Origin of the sequence: Pseudomonas azerbaijanorientalis (assembly GCF_019139795.1) — a bacterium.
In the GTDB taxonomy this organism is placed as follows: Bacteria; Pseudomonadota; Gammaproteobacteria; order Pseudomonadales; family Pseudomonadaceae; genus Aquipseudomonas; species Aquipseudomonas laurylsulfatiphila.
Genome location: NZ_CP077078.1, coordinates 4,240,605 through 4,257,476 on the forward strand (window position 1 = coordinate 4,240,605; position 16,872 = coordinate 4,257,476).

The 16,872-nt window shown below is 60.9% G+C and carries 13 protein-coding genes; 6 read left to right on the forward strand and 7 right to left on the reverse strand.

Going from position 1 to position 16,872, the window contains the following annotated elements; all coding sequences use genetic code 11:
- Positions 1-94 precede the first annotated feature (94 nt).
- Positions 95-1,507, forward strand: coding sequence for a type VI secretion system Vgr family protein (locus tag KSS91_RS18835; protein ID WP_217835734.1), 1,413 nt, complete (start codon positions 95-97; stop codon positions 1,505-1,507).
- A gap of 71 nt (positions 1,508-1,578) precedes the next feature.
- Here the strand turns inward: KSS91_RS18835 and KSS91_RS18840 are convergent, their stop codons facing one another.
- Entirely contained in the window at positions 1,579-2,904 is a 1,326-nt protein-coding gene (locus tag KSS91_RS18840) for an MFS transporter (RefSeq protein WP_217835735.1), read from the reverse strand.
- Between the two features lie 267 nt (positions 2,905-3,171).
- Between KSS91_RS18840 and KSS91_RS18845 the strand changes: the two genes are divergently transcribed.
- Complete coding sequence (locus tag KSS91_RS18845; RefSeq protein WP_015094338.1) at positions 3,172-4,044, forward strand: LysR family transcriptional regulator; 873 nt, start codon at positions 3,172-3,174, stop codon at positions 4,042-4,044.
- Positions 4,045-4,138: 94 nt separating this feature from the next.
- Here KSS91_RS18845 and KSS91_RS18850 read toward each other — a convergent pair whose 3' ends face one another.
- Positions 4,139-5,002 carry a LysR substrate-binding domain-containing protein gene (locus KSS91_RS18850; protein ID WP_217835736.1) on the reverse strand — a complete coding sequence of 288 codons (864 nt, stop codon included), beginning with the start codon at positions 5,000-5,002 and terminating at the stop codon, positions 4,139-4,141.
- Between the two features lie 109 nt (positions 5,003-5,111).
- Between KSS91_RS18850 and KSS91_RS18855 the strand changes: the two genes are divergently transcribed.
- From KSS91_RS18855 to KSS91_RS18865, 3 genes are all read left to right on the forward strand, one after another.
- The gene (locus KSS91_RS18855) at positions 5,112-6,221 is read left to right on the forward strand and encodes a 2-aminoethylphosphonate--pyruvate transaminase (protein WP_217835737.1); all 1,110 of its coding nucleotides are present in this window, start codon (positions 5,112-5,114) and stop codon (positions 6,219-6,221) included.
- Between the two features lie 151 nt (positions 6,222-6,372).
- Positions 6,373-7,200: a phosphonoacetaldehyde hydrolase gene (gene phnX / locus KSS91_RS18860; protein WP_015094335.1), complete on the forward strand. Its 828-nt coding sequence runs from the start codon at positions 6,373-6,375 to the stop codon at positions 7,198-7,200.
- A 255-nt stretch (positions 7,201-7,455) separates the two neighbouring features.
- Positions 7,456-8,016: a cytochrome b gene (locus KSS91_RS18865; protein WP_217835738.1), complete on the forward strand. Its 561-nt coding sequence runs from the start codon at positions 7,456-7,458 to the stop codon at positions 8,014-8,016.
- 125 nt (positions 8,017-8,141) lie between these two features.
- On the opposite strand, the gene KSS91_RS18870 is transcribed toward KSS91_RS18865, so the two are convergent.
- From KSS91_RS18870 to KSS91_RS18890, 5 genes are all read right to left on the reverse strand, one after another.
- Positions 8,142-9,068: a 1-aminocyclopropane-1-carboxylate deaminase/D-cysteine desulfhydrase gene (locus tag KSS91_RS18870; protein WP_217835739.1), complete on the reverse strand. Its 927-nt coding sequence runs from the start codon at positions 9,066-9,068 to the stop codon at positions 8,142-8,144.
- A gap of 46 nt (positions 9,069-9,114) precedes the next feature.
- A complete protein-coding gene (locus tag KSS91_RS18875) occupies positions 9,115-11,154 on the reverse strand; it encodes an oxidoreductase (RefSeq protein WP_015094332.1) in 2,040 nt (679 codons plus the stop codon).
- Between the two features lie 228 nt (positions 11,155-11,382).
- On the reverse strand, positions 11,383-11,769 hold the full coding sequence (locus tag KSS91_RS18880; protein ID WP_217835740.1) for a tautomerase family protein: 387 nt from the start codon (positions 11,767-11,769) through the stop codon (positions 11,383-11,385).
- A 54-nt stretch (positions 11,770-11,823) separates the two neighbouring features.
- Positions 11,824-13,281 (reverse strand): coniferyl aldehyde dehydrogenase, encoded by a 1,458-nt coding sequence (locus KSS91_RS18885; protein ID WP_217835741.1) that lies wholly within the window; start codon positions 13,279-13,281, stop codon positions 11,824-11,826.
- A gap of 108 nt (positions 13,282-13,389) precedes the next feature.
- Positions 13,390-15,765, reverse strand: a complete 2,376-nt coding sequence (locus KSS91_RS18890; protein WP_217835742.1) for a crotonase/enoyl-CoA hydratase family protein — start codon at positions 15,763-15,765, stop codon at positions 13,390-13,392.
- A gap of 139 nt (positions 15,766-15,904) precedes the next feature.
- Here KSS91_RS18890 and KSS91_RS18895 point away from each other — a divergent pair, with 139 nt between their 5' ends.
- Positions 15,905-16,870 carry a LysR substrate-binding domain-containing protein gene (locus KSS91_RS18895; protein ID WP_217835743.1) on the forward strand — a complete coding sequence of 322 codons (966 nt, stop codon included), beginning with the start codon at positions 15,905-15,907 and terminating at the stop codon, positions 16,868-16,870.
- Positions 16,871-16,872: the final 2 nt, after the last annotated feature.

Below are 16,872 nucleotides of genomic sequence, written 5' to 3' on the forward strand. Positions count from 1 at the left end.
TTGTAGGGCGATTCGGAAATGTCGCTTTACCGTGCCCGCAATGCGCCGGGGTTTCGTACGCTTTGCACCCTACTTCACGGCGGTAGCGTGTTAGATGCACAACGACAAGGAAAGTCCCACCACCCTGACGCTTCTCGATGACGACCTGAGTTTCCAGGTGGTCCGGTTCAGCGGTCACGAAGCACTCAACCAGCCCTATCGATTCGACATCGAGGTTATCGGCCTGGCACCGGCCCTGAACCTTGAACGATTGCTGCACCAGCCGGCGTTTCTCGAGTTCGGCCACGACCAGGGCATACATGGCGTGCTGCACAGCGCCGGGTGTGAATATCGAAGCGCACACCGGGTCGCTTACAAACTGGTGCTGGTGTCCGGTATCCAGAAACTGGAGCAGCAACGCTGCCGACGGGTTTTCAAGCGCGCCAGCGTGCCCATGATCCTGCGCCAGTTGCTCGAGGAACATGGGCTGCCCGCCAGCAGTTATCGCTTTGAACTGGCAACCGGCCACTATCCCGTGCGAGCTTTTTGCATTCAGTACGAAGAAACCGACCTGGCATTGTTGCAACGACTGTGCGAGGAAGAAGGCATCCATTACCACTTCGAGCATCAACGCGACGGCCATGTGCTGGTACTGGCCGATGACAGCCTGAGTTTCCCCCAGGAGCCGCTGCTCATGCCGCTGCGCAGCGACGCACTCGACGACCATCACCAAACTGTGATCAGCGAACTGTTCCAGCGCCATGATGCTTCGCTCCCCCCTGTGCGCCCGGGTGCGAGCAATCCTGGTGCAGCGGACATCAGCGACGGCGCAGCCAATCACTCGTTCACCACGGCCAGACAGGTTCTCGCTGGCGAACAGCAGCATCGCGACCAGCTCAGCCGGCGACAACTGGAACGCCTGCGGTGCCGGCACCTGCAGATCCACGGTCAAAGCAACCTGGGAGCATTACGCAGCGGCCGGATCGTGCAGGTGGCCGGGCATCCCCAGGAGAGTTTCAATGATCAATGGCTGGTGACCGAAACAAGCCATCAGGGGTGCCAGCCATCGATTCTGCTCGACGACTCAACGGGCATGGCCCTGGGTTACCGCAATCAATTCAGCGCCATCCCCTGGTCGACGGTGTTCAGGCCCGCGCTTAAACAACCCAGGCCGAGTATCCCCGGGTATCAGCCAGGCCAGGTGTGCGGCCCGGTCGGACAACCGCCGACAGTGGACGAGGATGGCCGGATTCGGGTGAACCTCTGGCCCGCCACAGATTCAGCCACAGAGTCGTTGTCCAGCGGCCTGTGGCTACCCTTGGCGCTGACCACCGCCGAGGACTGGATCGATCCGTCCCGCTTGCCCGTGGCCGGCAGTGAGGTACAGGTGGTCTTCCTCGACAGTGACCCGGATCGCCCGGTGCTCTGTACGGCGCTGGGCCCTCGGCCACAACCTCTGCGCCCACCGCCCCGTGAACCCCGTGGCGATACCCGCCTGCTGTTCGACTGGCTGCTCCACCGTCCTTGAGCACGACCGAGGTCCACAACCTGTGTGTAACCGCCGCCGACGATGCACACATCGGCGACGAGGAACAGGATTCAGGTACGCAGGGGTTTGATGTTCATCGCCCGATCGGGCACGGAGGGAGGGTTGGTTTTCAGGCCGCCGGGGCGGCTGTTCCAGTGCGGGATCAGCACCAGTGCCGAGAACATCGCGCAACCGGCGAAGACAATGAACACCGTGACCGAGTCGAAGTAACCCGGCAGCAATCCGCCGAGCACCGCCCCGACGGAACCGCAACCGTTGACGAACCCGGCTGCCGTCGCACCGGCCTTGGCCGTGCCGAAATCGATCGCCGCCGCGCCGCTGATCATCGAGTCCGGCCCGTAGAGGGTCAGGCCCATGACGAACAAGAGCGCCACCACCAGGACCACACTGCCGGTATGCAGGGCGCCCATGAACAACGCCAGGGTCACGGTGAGTGCCAACAGACTGAGTACGCAAGCCGGCATGCGCCGGGCGCCGAACAGTTTGTCCGAGGCCAGGCCGATCATGATCGGCCCGAGCAACCCGGCCAGTTCGAACGAGGTCGGAATGATCGCCGCACCGACCTTGCCTACCGAAGGCATCTGTTCGAAGACGATCACCGGTCCCCACAGCAGAATCGCGTAGCGCGCCGGTTTCAGCATGAAGTACGCCAGCCCCAGCACCAGTACCGTGCGGTTGCGCAGGATTTCCTTGAGTGGCTCCCAGATTCTGATTCTGCTTTGGGCAAGGGTTTCTTCAGCGGTCTGTTCTGGCTCCGGTTCCACAGCCGGCAAGCCGACGTCTTCAGGTTTGTTGCGCTGGAAAATAAAAAACAGCACGGCGACCAGCCCAACCACCGCCGCACTGGAAATGAACGCCGCATGCCAGGTGCCGATGAGCGTATACGCCCACCAGCCGGCAAACGGCGAGGCCACGAGCCCGCCAAAGGCGTAGCAGGAACTCCACAGGCCCAATACCCGACCGCGCTGTTCGGAGGGAAAGAAACTGCCCAGGTTCTTGCACAATCCCGACCAGCCGGTGGACTGCGCCAGGCCTTGTACCAGCATGCAGGTAGCAAAAATCGGTAAGGTTGCGAAATTACCCATCACCAGCGCCGCGCCAGCGGAAATCAGCAACCCGCCGAGCACCACCACCCGCGGACCGAAGCGGTCGGCCAGGATGCCCCAGGTGAATTGGCCGACGGCGTAAGCCGTCAGGTAGATGGCATCGAGGTTGGCCATGGCCATTTTGTCGAGCATGAAGGTCGGGTCTTCGGCGATGCCGAGCTTGGCCACCGAGAAGGCTTTGCGGGTGAAGTAGAACGCGGCGTAGGCAAGCCAGGTGATCGCGAAGATCTGCACGCGCCAACGCTTGATGGTGCCGATGTGCTTGTTCATTGTGCTTCTGACCTCAGGGTGTGAGTGTGCCGGCAGAATTGGAAGCAAATGCCTGTTTTCTTATTGTTGAGCACTGCGATATCGCCCTGTCCCTACGGCGGATACCGGTCAGATGAGTCCTGTTTTGCACGCCCAGGCTCATGGCACCCGCTGCGGTTCGACTGACCAGTCAGCGGGGCTGAGAGTGATAAAAACAATTACTGTTTAATAAGTGAAATCGATTTATCGTATTTCCAAAATAAGCTTTGCTTGTTACTGGAGATATCGATGTCGGTTTCCCACGCCCAACTCAAAGCGTTCCATGCCGTTGCGGTATATGGAAGCTTTACCAAAGCCGCCGAGCGGCTATTTCTGACGCAGCCGGCGATTTCCGACCAAGTGCGCAAACTTGAAGAGCGCTACGGTGTTTTGCTGTTTCACCGCAACAAGCGTTCGGTACGCCTGACCGATCTGGGCGAACGCCTGCTGAGCGTTACCCAGCGGCTTTTTGTGATTGAGGCCGAAGCCCAGGAACTGCTGCAGGACTCCCAGGCCCTGCAGACCGGCAGCCTGATCCTGGCGGTGGATGCGCCGGTGCACGTGCTGCCGCAGATTGCCCGATTCTGCGAACGCTACCCGGGGATCAGCGTGAAGATCGAAACCGGCAACACTGATGAGTCGCTGTTTCGACTGTTCAACTATCAGGCCGACCTGGCGTTGCTGGGCCGGGACGTCAGTGACGAACGCCTGATCTCCCTGCCCCTGCGCAATGACCCGATGGTGGCGTTCGTGTCGCGCAATCATCCGTGGGCCGACCGTGAATCCATCACCCTCGCCGACCTTGATGACACACCGCTGGTACTGCGGGAAATCGGTTCGGTGACGCGCCAGACCCTGGAGGAGGAAATGGCCGGCGCCGGGCTGCGCATTCGTCCGGCGATCCAGGTTGAAGGCCGGGAAGCCGCTCGTGAAGCGGTGGTGGTAGGGATTGGCATCGGCGTGGTGTCGGCGGCCGAGTTCGGCGCCGACTCACGGGTATGCGCGTTGCCGATTACCGATTGCAAACGGCGGCTGACTGAAACGCTGGTGTGCTTGCGCGAGCAAAGTTCGCGGCGAATCGTGGCGACGTTTCTAGAGATGGTTCGCGAGAGTCTTGTTTAAGCAGGCCCGGCCTCTTCGCGAGCAAGCCCGCTCCCACAGGGGAATGCATTCCAAATGTGGGAGCGGGCTTGCTCGCGAATGCAGGCGACTCGGTCTACCTGACTGACGCCAACCCCAAAAAAGCCTGAATCAACCGCAAATCCCGGCGCCGCTCCATGCACCCGATCATGTGCCGGTTCACCAATCCCTCGCCAATGATCGGCACCGCCGCCACTCGCGGGTCGTGGCTGACTTCCACCGACGACACCACCCCTACCCCCAGTTCGGCGGCCACCGCCTCGGTCACCGCTTCGCGGCTGTCCAGTTCCAGCAGCACCCGCGGATTGACCCTGGCCTGGGCGCAAGCCTCATCGAAGGTGCGCCGGGTAATCGAACTCGGTTCGCGCAGCACCATGATCACCTGGTCCAGTTCCTTGAGCTGCACGCCTTTGGTCTTCTGCGCCCAAGGGTGCCTGTCGGGCACCAGCGCACAAATCCGTGATTCGCTCAGTGCCTGCAGATGCAAGCCCTTGCGCGGCTCGACTTCGGTCAGCACCGCCACGTCGGCATGTTCGGACAGCAGCGCCGCCAGGGTTTCCTGGGCGTTGCCCAGGCGCAGGTTCACCGTGATCCCCGGATAGCGCGCGCGCAGGCTGGCGAGCATCGGCATGACCATGTGCGGACCGTCCGCCGCCACCTCCAGACGCCCGGTCAGCAATTGCCGGTTGGCTTCGAGCATCGCCTGCGCCTCCTCGGCCAGGCCGAACATCGCCCGGGTGATCGCCGCCAGCTTGGTGCCCTCCTCCGTCAGTTCCACCCGTCGGGCGGTGCGGCGCAACAGGGTGATCTGGTAGTGCTCTTCCAGCGCCTTGATGTGCCCGGTGACCGCCGGCTGGCTGATGAACAGCCGCGCCGCCGCCCGGGTAAAACTGCCTTCCCGGGCCACGGCATCGAAGGCGCGGAGCTGAAACAGGTTCATGAATAACCCTCACTGATGGCTGGCATAACAACAAACAATTTGATTGATAGCACGGCAAATTGCAATTTAAGCCCCGTAGCTTCATCCCATCGATTGCGAGGACACGAAAATGAGTGCTGCCGAACCCATCCTGCTCACCCCCGGCCCGTTGACCACTTCGGCCCGCACCCGTCAGGCGATGATGATCGACTGGGGCTCATGGGATGAGCGCTTCAATCAATTGACCGCCAGCCTCTGCGAGCAATTGCTGGCGATCGTCAACGGCGCCGCCACTCACCACTGCGTGCCCTTGCAAGGCAGTGGTACCTTCGCCGTCGAGGCCGCGATCGGCACCCTGGTGCCTCGCGATGGCAAGGTTCTGGTACTGATCAACGGCGCCTACGGCAAACGCCTGGCGAAAATCTGCGAAGTGCTGGGCCGTTCCTTCAGCACCTTCGAAACCGCCGAAGACGAACCGACCACCGCTGCCGACGTCGACCGCCTGCTGCGCGCCGACAACGGCATCACCCACGTCGCCCTGATTCACTGCGAAACCAGCACCGGCATCCTCAATCCGCTGCCGGAGATTGCCCAGGTGGTTGCACAACACGGCAAGCGCCTGATCATCGACGCCATGAGTTCCTTCGGTGCCCTGCCGGTGGACGCGCAACAAGTGCCGTTCGACGCCCTGATCGCCGCCTCGGGCAAATGCCTGGAAGGCGTGCCTGGCATGGGTTTTGTCTTCGCTCGCAAAGAATCCCTGGCCAGCGCCGCCGGCAACTCGCATTCGCTGGCGATGGACCTGCAGGACCAGCACGCCTACATGGCCAAGACCGGCCAGTGGCGCTTCACCCCGCCGACCCACGTGGTCGCGGCGCTGCACGAAGCCCTGCTGCAATACAACGAAGAAGGCGGCTTGCCGGCCCGGCACGAACGCTACGCCGCCAACTGCCAGGCACTGATGGAGGAGATGGGCAACCTGGGGTTGCGCAGCTTCCTGCCGGCGGCCATTCAGGCGCCAATCATCGCCACCTTCCACGCCCCGAAAGATCCACGCTACCAGTTCAAGGAATTCTACGAGCGGGTCAAGGCCAAGGGTTACATCCTCTACCCGGGCAAACTGACCCAGGTCGAAACCTTCCGCGTCGGCTGCATCGGACATGTGCAACCGGCCGAGATGCGCGAAGCCGTGGCCGCGATTGGCGAGGTGTTGCGCGAGATGGAAGTGCTGGAGATCTAACCCACACCGCATTCCCCTGTGGGAGCGGGCTTGCTCGCGAAGAGGGACCGACATTCAACATAGATGTCGGCTGACACACCGCTTTCGCGAGCAAGCCCGCTCCCACCCAAAGCTGCTCTTCATCCGCCAGTTTCCAAGGAATTTGATCACCATGAACTACTCCAACCCAGGCAAACTCCAGGCCGCGATCCTCGACTGGGCCGGCACCGTGGTCGACTTCGGCTCCTTCGCCCCGACGCAGATTTTCGTCGAGGCATTCGCCGAGTTCGACGTCCAGGTTTCCATCGAAGAAGCCCGCGGCCCGATGGGCATGGGCAAGTGGGACCACATCCGCACCCTGTGCGATCTGCCGGAAGTTGCCGAGCGTTATCGCAAAGTCTTCGGCCGCACGCCGACCGACGACGACGTCACCGCGATCTACCAGCGTTTCATGCCGCTGCAGATCGAGAAAATCGCCGAGCACTCGGCGCTGATTCCGGGCGCTCTGGAGACCATCGCCAACCTGCGCCAGCAAGGGATCAAGATCGGCTCCTGCTCCGGTTATCCGAAACAGGTCATGGACAAGGTGGTCGAACTGGCTGCCACCAACGGCTATGTGGCCGATCACGTGGTTGCCACCGACGAAGTCCCGAATGGTCGCCCATGGCCCGCCCAGGCGCTGGCCAACGTCATCGCCCTGGGCATCGACGATGTCGCCGCGTGCGTGAAGATCGATGACACCGTGCCTGGCATTCTCGAAGGTCGCCGCGCCGGCATGTGGACCGTGGCGCTGATCTGCTCGGGCAACGCCCTGGGTCTGGATTACGAAGGTTATCGCGCGCTGGGCAGCGACCAACTGGACAGTGAGCGCAAGCGCATCCATGGGATGTTCGAAAGTTCGCGCCCGCACTACATGATCGACACCATCACCGATCTGCCGCAGGTGATCGCCGACATCAACAAGCGCCTGGCCAACGGCGAAATGCCGCAATCGAGCTAAAAACCGCGACTCCCCTTGTAGGAGCTGCCGCAGGCTGCGATCTTTTGATTTTCGGCGTCATTGGGGACCTGAAGATCAAAAGATCGCAGCCTGCGGCAGCTCCTACTGGGGCCGATGCGTTTTTGCCGTCAATTACCTGATCCAGAGCAACGAGCAATCGATCACCTCAGGCAAACCCGGTGAAACAGGATTACATTTAAGGCACACCGTCGGACAAGAGCGGTGGCTTTAAACCGGACCTGTGAGGAACACCGAATGCCGTGGAAAAACTCTGCCTCGCGCTACAGCACCGTATCGATCACGTTGCATTGGTTGATGCTGGTCCTGCTGGCGCTGGTTTATGCCTGTATCGAGTTTCGCGGGCTCTTTCCCAAGGGCAGTGGCGGGCGCACGCTGATCGTCGAATCACACTTCATGCTCGGTCTGACCGTATTCTTCCTGGTCTGGCTGCGATTGTTCGCACGCAGTCTCGGCCCGGCGCCGCAAGTCTTCCCCGCTTCGCCGCCGTGGCAAACGACGCTGGCCAGGCTGATGCACTGGGCGCTGTACATTTTCATGATCGTCACGCCGATTCTCGGCTGGCTGGTCACCAGCGCCAAAGGCAACCAGGTGATGTTCTACGGTTTCGACCTGCCGATGCCGATCGCGGAAAACAAGGACCTGGCCAAACAACTCAAGGACTGGCACGAGCTTGGCGGCACTATCGGCTATTGGCTGATCGGCCTGCATGCCGTGGCCGCGCTGTATCACCATTATGTGGTGGGAGATAACACCTTGCTGCGGATGATGCCCAAAGGCGAAACCCGCGATAGCTGAACTTGACGGCAACCAAAATGTGGGAGCGAGCTTGCTCGCAATGGCGGTGTGTCAGTCGACAAATGTGCTGAATGCAATGCCCTCATCGCGAGCAAGCTCGCTCCCACATTGATTTGCGGTGCGTTTCAGGCTTGTGAATCAAACCCTCGCCGCCCCTGCAAGCCGCCGGTGTGGATGAAGATCAGTCGCGTACCTTGGGCGAATCGGCCCGCTTCGACTTGGTGCTTGAGTGCCAGCAGTGCCTTGCCGGTGTACAGCGGTTCCAAGGGAATGCCGCTGGCCTGCCCGGTCTTTTCGATGAACTCAAGCAGCAGCGGATCGACCTTGGCGAAGCCACCGCGACTGGCCTCAAACAGTTCATACAACGGATCTGACACGCCCGCTTGCCCCACGATCATCTCGACCTGCTGCGCCACGCCATGATCTTCAGGCACCGCCAACGCCCCGAAAACCGGATGATCACCAGCTTCTGCCAGTACCAGCCCCGCGAGGGTCGTGCCGGTTCCGCAGGCCACCCACCAACCGTCGTAATCACTCCAGCCTAATCCAGCCAGTTGCGCACAAACCTGCGCCCGCAACTGCATGCACCCTTGTGCGCCGGGTAATCCGCCTCCACCTTCAGGCACCGGATGCAATGTCGGATACTGCGCTTGCCATGGCTGCCAAAAACCGGCCTCGTGTCGCGCCCGATAGCCGCCGTAACCCAGCCAGTGCAACTGCATGCCAAATGCCTGCAAATCCCTCACGGTCGGTGTTTCCTGAGGATGCCCGCGCAACAAGCCGACGGTGGAAAAGCCGAAACGCTTGCCCGCCGCCGCCAACGCATGGAGGTGATTGGAATGCGCGCCACCGAGACTGATGATGCCTTCGGCCCCTGCGCGGTCGGCGGTCTTCAGGTGTTCGATGAGCTTGAACCATTTGTTGCCGCTGATCAGCGGGTCGATCAGGTCCAGACGCAGGATGGCCACTTCGATACCGGCGTGGGTGAGCCAGTCGAGGTGAAGGGGTTCGAGGGGAGCCTGGGGCAGCCAGGTGTCGGGAGGGAGAAGCATCAATGCCGGCTCAGGGTGAAGAGCCGGCATCTTATCAGCTGACGGGTCACAACTGCGCCGCCAACCGCGAACCCTGATTGATCGCCCGCTTGGCATCCAGCTCTGCCGCGACGTCCGCGCCACCGATCAGGTGCACGCTCTGCCCCGCCGCCACCAGGCTCTCATGCAACTCACGCAACGGGTCCTGCCCGGCGCAAATCACGATGTTGTCCACTGGCAGCACCTGCGGCTCGCCGGTTTCGCCGATTCGGATGTGCAGGCCTTCGTCGTCGATCTTCAGGTATTCAACGCTGTTGAGCATCTGCACCTGCTTGTTCTTCAGCCCCGTGCGATGGATCCAGCCGGTGGTCTTGCCCAGGCCGTCGCCGACCTTGGACTTCTTGCGTTGCAGCAGGAACACCTCGCGGGCCGGCGCATGGGGTGCGGCCTTGATACCGGCAACACCACCGCGTGCCTCAAGGTGCGTATCGATGCCCCACTCCTTCCAGAACGCGGCGCGGTCCTGACTGGTAGCGACACCTTCATGAACGAGGAACTCGGAGACGTCGAAACCAATACCACCGGCACCAATCACCGCGACACGCTTGCCGACCGGTTTGCGCTCCAGGATCACATCCAGGTAGCTCAGCACCTTGGCGTTTTCCACGCCAGGAATCGCCGGCACGCGCGGCGCAATGCCGGTGGCCAGGATGATCTCGTCGTAGCCGCCTTCGACCAGCTGTGCCACGTCGACTCGGGTGTTCAGGCACACCTCGACGTTGGTGGTCTGTAGCTTGCGGTTGAAGTAGCGAATGGTCTCATAGAACTCTTCCTTGCCCGGAACGCGCTTGGCGATGTTGAACTGACCGCCGATTTCGCTGGCCGAATCGAACAGCGTCACCTGATGGCCGCGCTCGGCCGCCACGGTCGCGGCGGACAAACCGGCAGGGCCGGCACCGACCACGGCGATTTTCTTCAGTTGCTGCACAGGCAGGTAATTGAGTTCGGTTTCGTGGCAGGCACGCGGGTTGACCAGGCAGCTGGTCAGCTTGCCGCCAAAGGTGTGATCGAGGCAGGCCTGGTTGCAGCCGATGCAGGTGTTGATTTCATCGGCGCGACCTTCAGCGGCCTTGTTGACGAAATCCGGGTCGGCGAGGAATGGCCGCGCCATGGACACCATGTCGGCATCGCCCTCGGCGAGAATCTGCTCGGCGACTTCCGGCGTGTTGATGCGATTGGTGGTGATCAGCGGAATATTCACCGAACCCCGCAGCTTGGCCGTGACCTTGCTGAACGCCGCTCGCGGCACTTTGGTGGCGATGGTCGGAATCCGCGCTTCGTGCCAGCCGATACCGGTGTTGATGATGGTCGCGCCGGCCTGCTCGATGGCCTTGGCCAGTTGAACGATTTCTTCCCAGGTGCTGCCGCCTTCGACCAGGTCGAGCATCGACAGACGGAAAATGATGATGAAATTCGGGCCGACCGCTTCACGCACGCGGCGAACGATTTCCACCGGCAGGCGCATGCGGTTTTCATAGCTGCCACCCCAGCGGTCGGTACGGTGGTTGGTGTGGGCGGCGAGGAACTGGTTAATGAAATAGCCTTCGGAGCCCATGATTTCCACACCGTCGTACTCGGCGGTTTGCGCCAGTACCGAGCAGGTGACGAAATCGCTGATCTGCTTCTCGATGCCTTCCTCGTCCAGTTCCTTGGGTTTGAACGGGTTGATCGGCGCTTGAATGGCGCTGGGTGCAACCTGTTTCGGGCTGTAGGCATAACGACCGGCGTGGAGGATCTGCATGCAGATCTTGCCGCCCGCGTCATGAACGGCACGGGTGACGATGCGGTGCTTGAGCGCCTCTTCTTCGGTCGTCAGCTTGGCCGCACCGGAATACACGCCACCTTCGTCGTTGGGGCCGATACCGCCGGTGACCATCAGGCCGACACCGCCACGGGCACGTTCGGCAAAGTACGCCGCCATGCGTTCGAAACCACCCGGTTTCTCCTCAAGGCCCGTGTGCATCGAGCCCATCAGGGTGCGATTGCGCAGCGTGGTGAAACCCAGGTCCAGCGGAGCCAACAGGTGCGGGTATTGAGCGGCGGTCATCGGTAACTCCACATCGATCGATCACGGAAAGTGCAGGAGCTCTGCGGCCCCCATCAGTCATGTTCGACAGACTAAGAGCCGCGACGCCGTCGCTCAATGACCGTAACTGACAACTTAATGATCGAAATGTGCAGCAACCCGGGGTGACTGGGAAATAGCTGCTACACCAGCGGCTGCCTGCCTGACCTGCGCGAAAATGCGCAAATGTTTTCGTCGCAGCGAAGCGTGTCATGCCACTTCGGGAGGCTGTTCCGGTTCCGGGAAAATTTGACCGCCTTCCATGGCCCATGAAGCGGGTATGTCGACCACTGCCACGACCACTGCATTCGCATCGGCCCCGGTGACGGCCATGTAAACGTCGGTGATTGCGCGCAGGATGGCGTGGCGCGTCGCTTGTGGTCGTCCTGCACGTATCTGGCCGCGAATTATCGCGGGGGTCGCGACTTGGCCGGCGGTGAATGCGCTTCCCGCTTCAAGCTCCTTGAACAGCACGTGCACATAGCTGGCCGGCGCGCCAGTTTCCCTGGTGTGAATGGATGTGATGGACTCGGCCAGCGATTGGCGTTGACGCTCGCTGAGCGTTCCTTTGACGGTCTGGCATTCATAGAGGGGCATGGAAAACTCCTTTGAAGACGGTATGGAACAGTCAGGTACACAGGGCTTAACGCTTCAGCCCTTCAACTTGATAATCAGTTCGATCAGCTTGTTGGGCTTGAGCGGTCCTTTGTCGTAGGGCGGCAGCATCATCCTGGTGGCGGCGAAGAAGCCCTGACGATAGACAGGGCGCATTTTGGAAAAGGTCTGAAAGCCTTCGTAACCGTGGTAATGGCCCATACCGCTGGCGCCGACGCCGCCGAAGGGCATGTCGTGCTGAGACACGTGCAGCAGCGCGGTGTTGATGCATACGCCGCCCGACATGATGTGGGTCACGTAGTAGTCCTGCAGGGCGCGGTCCCTGGTGAAGGGATACAGCGCCAAGGGCCTGTCGTGCTTGTTGACGTAACCAGCCACTTCTTCGCGAGTGGTGTAGGTCTTGACCGGCAGCAGCGGGCCGAAGATCTCGCGCTGCATGATGACCATGTCGTCGCTGACGTCGAAAACCAGGGTCAGCGGGAACTTGCGCAGGGTCTTGTCCGGCGTCTGCTCGGGGAAAAGATTGACCACGCGCGCGCCCTTGGCCACAGCATCATCCAGCGTGGCCTGCATGCGGTCATAGGCGCGCTGGTCGATCATGGAGGTGTAATCGGCATGATTGATATTGGGGTAGCGCTCGGCTATGACCCGCTGGGCTTCGCGTTCAAAGTCCGCCTCGGAGCCGGCGGGAATGAAGACATAGTCGACGTTGGTGCAGATCTGGCCCGCGTTGAAGGCCTTGCTCCACATGATGCGATCGACGGCCAGGGTCATCGGGAAATCCGGCGCGACCACGGCGGGTGATTTACCGCCCAACTCCAGTGTCACCGGGGTCAGGTTGCGTGCAGCGTTCGCCATCACGGCGCGGCCGGTCTGACCCGAACCCGTGAAGAAGAGATGGTCGAAGCGGATCGAGGAAAAAGCCGGGCCCACCGAACCATTGGCGCCGCTGTCTTCGAAGAACTGAAGCTGTTGCGGCGGGAAGTATTTCGGTGTGATGGACATCAGCAGGTGCGTCAGATTGTTCGAGTTTTCCGACATCTTGACCATCGCCCGGTTGCCGGCGGCGAAGATGGCGGTGAGTGGCCCGAACGACAGCAGCAGCGGAAAGTTCCAGGGTACGATCACGCCGACCACGCCCAACGGCTGGGGAATGACACGGTTGCTGGAGGTGGGGTAAACCATCAGATCGATGTGGCGCTTCTGCGGTTTCATCCACTTCTTCAGGTGCTTGATGGTGGACTTGATATCTCCCAGCACGACGAAAAACTCGGCGAACAGCGTCTCGAAGGTGGAGCGGTTGCCGTAGTCCTGGTTGATCGCTTCGATCAGTGCCTGGCGGTTGTCTTTCAGCATCCGCGCCAACTTCTTGAGGTCTTCCACGCGCTGGGCATAGCTGCGCTCGGGCGTGGCGAGGTAGGCGGCGCGTTGGTGCTCGAAGCAGGATTGCATGGCGGCGGGAACGATGGGCTGGGCAATATTCAGGGCACTCATGCCGAGGTCCTTGTGTAGTGATTGAAAGGCGGCAAATGGGTTTGGCTACGCTTGTCGCGCAGCCGCCCCCCTTCTATTGCAAAGGATTCAATGCATCCGGTGTGGCGCTCACGCGTCCTTGAAGTTCGGCGCTCGTTTTTCCAGGAAGGCCGCAGCGCCTTCCTTGAAGTCTTCTGCACCGGTCAACCGGGCGACTTCACTTAGCAGTGTTGCAAGCGCCGCCTCGGGGCCTTTTTCACGAGCCAGGCGCACCGACGCAAGCGCTGCTTTAACCCCGGACGGTGAGTTCTGCGCAATCAGCCGTGCGAATTCGAAAGCGCGCGTCATCAGCTGGCTCTGCGGTACGACTTCTTGCACCAGCCCCATCCGGCAAGCGGACTGAGCATCGAACTCCTCCGCCGTCAGGATGTAGCGAAGCGCGTTACCGAGACCGATTTTTGCCGGCAAGAACACGGTGGCACCCCCGAACGGGAACAAGCCGACTGCCACCTCGCGTTGAATGAACGTGACATCTTGCGCGGCGATAACGATATCCGCCGCTGCCGCCAGCTCCACCCCCAGGTTCATGCACTTGCCATGAACGGCAAGGACCACCGGTTTGCTCCGGCGGCGAACGGCCGGGTCGATTTCGAGCATATCCACCAACGATGGATCGCCGATACGCAACTCTCCCCGCGCGGCGAGAGGCGCAGTACTGACGATGTCCATGCCCGAGGTGAAGACCAGGCCATTGGCATGCAACACCGCACAACGCAGGCTTGGATCGTCCTCGTAGATCGCCATGGCCTTGGCCAGGCCGATGAACATGTCGCGGTCGAAGGCATTCATCTTGCGCGGACGGTCCAGGCAGATCGACAGCACATTACCGTGGCGTGTGATAACCACCCGATCCTCAAGACGGTCGCCGGACGCGGCATGGGTTTCGCGTTTTTCGCGCTCGCGCAGTACCAGGATCCGCCGCAGGATTTTCCCTGCCGGGTTCTTCGGAATGGCGTCGATGAACTCGATGTCGCGCAGTTTCTTGTAGGGGGTTACACGCTGTGCGACGAAGTCGATCAGTTCGGCTTCGGTCACAGGTGAGCGCAGCACAACGAAGGCTTTGGGCACCTCACCGGATTCGGTGTCAGGGCTGGGCACGACGCCGGCATCGGCCACCGCCGGGTGCATCAATAACACACTTTCGAGTTCGACCGGGCTGATCTGGAAACCTTTGAACTTGATGAACTCTTTGGCGCGGTCGATGATTCGCAGATTGCCGTGCTCATCGATCCGGCCGACATCTCCGGTTCGCAGCCAGCCCTGCGCATCGATCGTTTCGGCGGTTGCCGCCGGATTGTTGAAGTAGCCGAGCATCACGTTGGGACCGCGTATCAGCAGCTCGCCATCGGCACCTGGCGCCACATCCTGGCTGCCGCCGATTTCCACGACCCGCACCTCAATGCCATGCATCACCCGGCCGACCGAACCTTCGGCCTCTTTCGGCATGCCTGGCTCGGAAACAGCTCCGGTGGTGGTGGATTCGGTAAGGCCCCAGCCGTTGAGCACCGGTACTTTCAATCGATCGGCGGCGCTCTTCAGCAGGTCGGCACTGATGGGCGAGGCACCGGAGATGGCCAGCCGCAGGCTCGACAGGTCGAAATGATCGACCAAAGGATGCTTGGCAAACTGCAAGACAACAGGAGCAACGACCGGAGCGACAGTGATTTTGTAGTCCTGAATCACGCGCAAAGTCACTTCCAGGTCGAGAGCGGGCAGCACGATCAAGCGCGCGCCCTGAGAAAGCGCCGAGCCTATGAAGCTGGTTTGTCCATAGATATGGAAGAACGGCAGCGCCGCCAGGATGGTGTCGGACCGGCGGAAAACCTGGGCGGCGGTCACCTGCTCGGTCGCCGCAACGTAGTTGCGATTGCTGAGCATCACCGCCTTGGGGAAGCCGCTGGTGCCACTGGAAAACATCAGAGCCAACAGGTCTTTTTGCAGATCACGGCAGCGTTCTTCGGCCAGAGGCTTGCCCATCAGCAACGAGGAAAACGGCGTGAGGCCCGCAGACTCACCCAGCACGAAAATGTCTTTCAACTGCAACGTGATCAAGGTGTCGCGTAGCCTTTCGAAGACTTGCGCGGTGACGATCACACGCGTGGCCCCCACCAACTTGAGGAGTTCTCGCACGTCCTCCGGCGAGGACATGGGATTGAGTGTGGAGTACACGCCGCCGGCGAAGGCTATACCGTACAGAGCCACCGGGAACCAAATGCTGTTCGGCGCGATGATGGCGGTGACCTCGCCCGGCTCCAGACCGCGCTCTATCAGATTGCCGGCAAGCACACGCACATGCCGGGACAGTTCGGCGTAGGTCAGTTGTTCACCGCTCAGCCCGTCGATCAGCGCCGGGTTGTCTGCGTAGTGTTGGATTCGCTCCAGAAATAGCCCGGCGAAGGAACCGACGGGTACTTCCAAAGGCCTTTGCGACAGAAATGAGTTCATGTATTTACCCCGCTCGTGGTATTGGTCATCGCGTGTTCCGAGGCACGTTGGTGCGCCTTAGGGGTCATCGACTCGTGAACAACAGTACGAGCGGGGTCGTGAGCTCGACAAACGACATTGGTTTTACTTGGATGACAAAATGTCACGTGAAAAGAAGATCCTCATCCCTACGGAGAGCGTGCGGCAGCTGCCCGCGCTCAATGCTTTTGAAGCGGCTGCGCGGCTCGGCTCCTTTCAAGAGGCCGCGACGTTCCTGCACCTGACGCCTTCGGCAATCAGTCACCAGGTTCGAAGACTGGAAGGCGTATTGGGTGTGGCGCTTTTTGTTCGACGCAATCGGCAAATCGAATTGACCGAAAGCGGTCGCAAGCTGCAGCTGCACGTCAGCCGGGGGCTGGCCGAGATCTCTATCGGGCTTCAGGCGGTCAAACAAGCCAGTGACACCAGCCCTTTACGCATCAGTGTGGCGCCCAGTTTCGCGGCTACCTATCTGAGTGCGGGCATGGCGCAGTTCGAGCATGAGAACCCGGATATCACCGTGCATATGGAGTTTTCATCCAGAGTGGCCGATCTGGAAGCCCGCGAGCTGGACATTGCCATTCGCCACACCACGCAAACCCGATTCAACGTATTTTCCGAAAAACTGGCGGATGTCTCCGGTGCGCCTGTCTGTGCACCGCAAATAGCGGCAAGACTCGTTGCCGGGGAGCGTATCGAGAGTATCCCTCGCATTACGCTAGCCCAGGCACCTGGCGTCTGGACACTTTGGAATCAAGCCGCCGGACGCATGGATATCCCACCACAACGTGAGCTGCTTTTTGAAAGTCTGAGTGATGGCCTGCAGGCGGCCATTGACGGTCACGGATTGATGATGGCACCGCTGGGGCTTATCGAAAAGCACCTGAAGAATGGCCAATTGGTCCTGCCTTTCAAGGAGAAGCTGGAGCGAGTGTCGGCCTACCGCTTGCTCTGTCTCAATGGCAATGAGATGTCTCCCAAAGTCTTGCGGCTGCGGCGCTGGTTGAAGGCTGTGATTCGCAATAGCGGCCATTTCGGCGACGGTCTCGATGTCGCCAGCCATCAGGTCCCGCGCGAAGATCGATAACC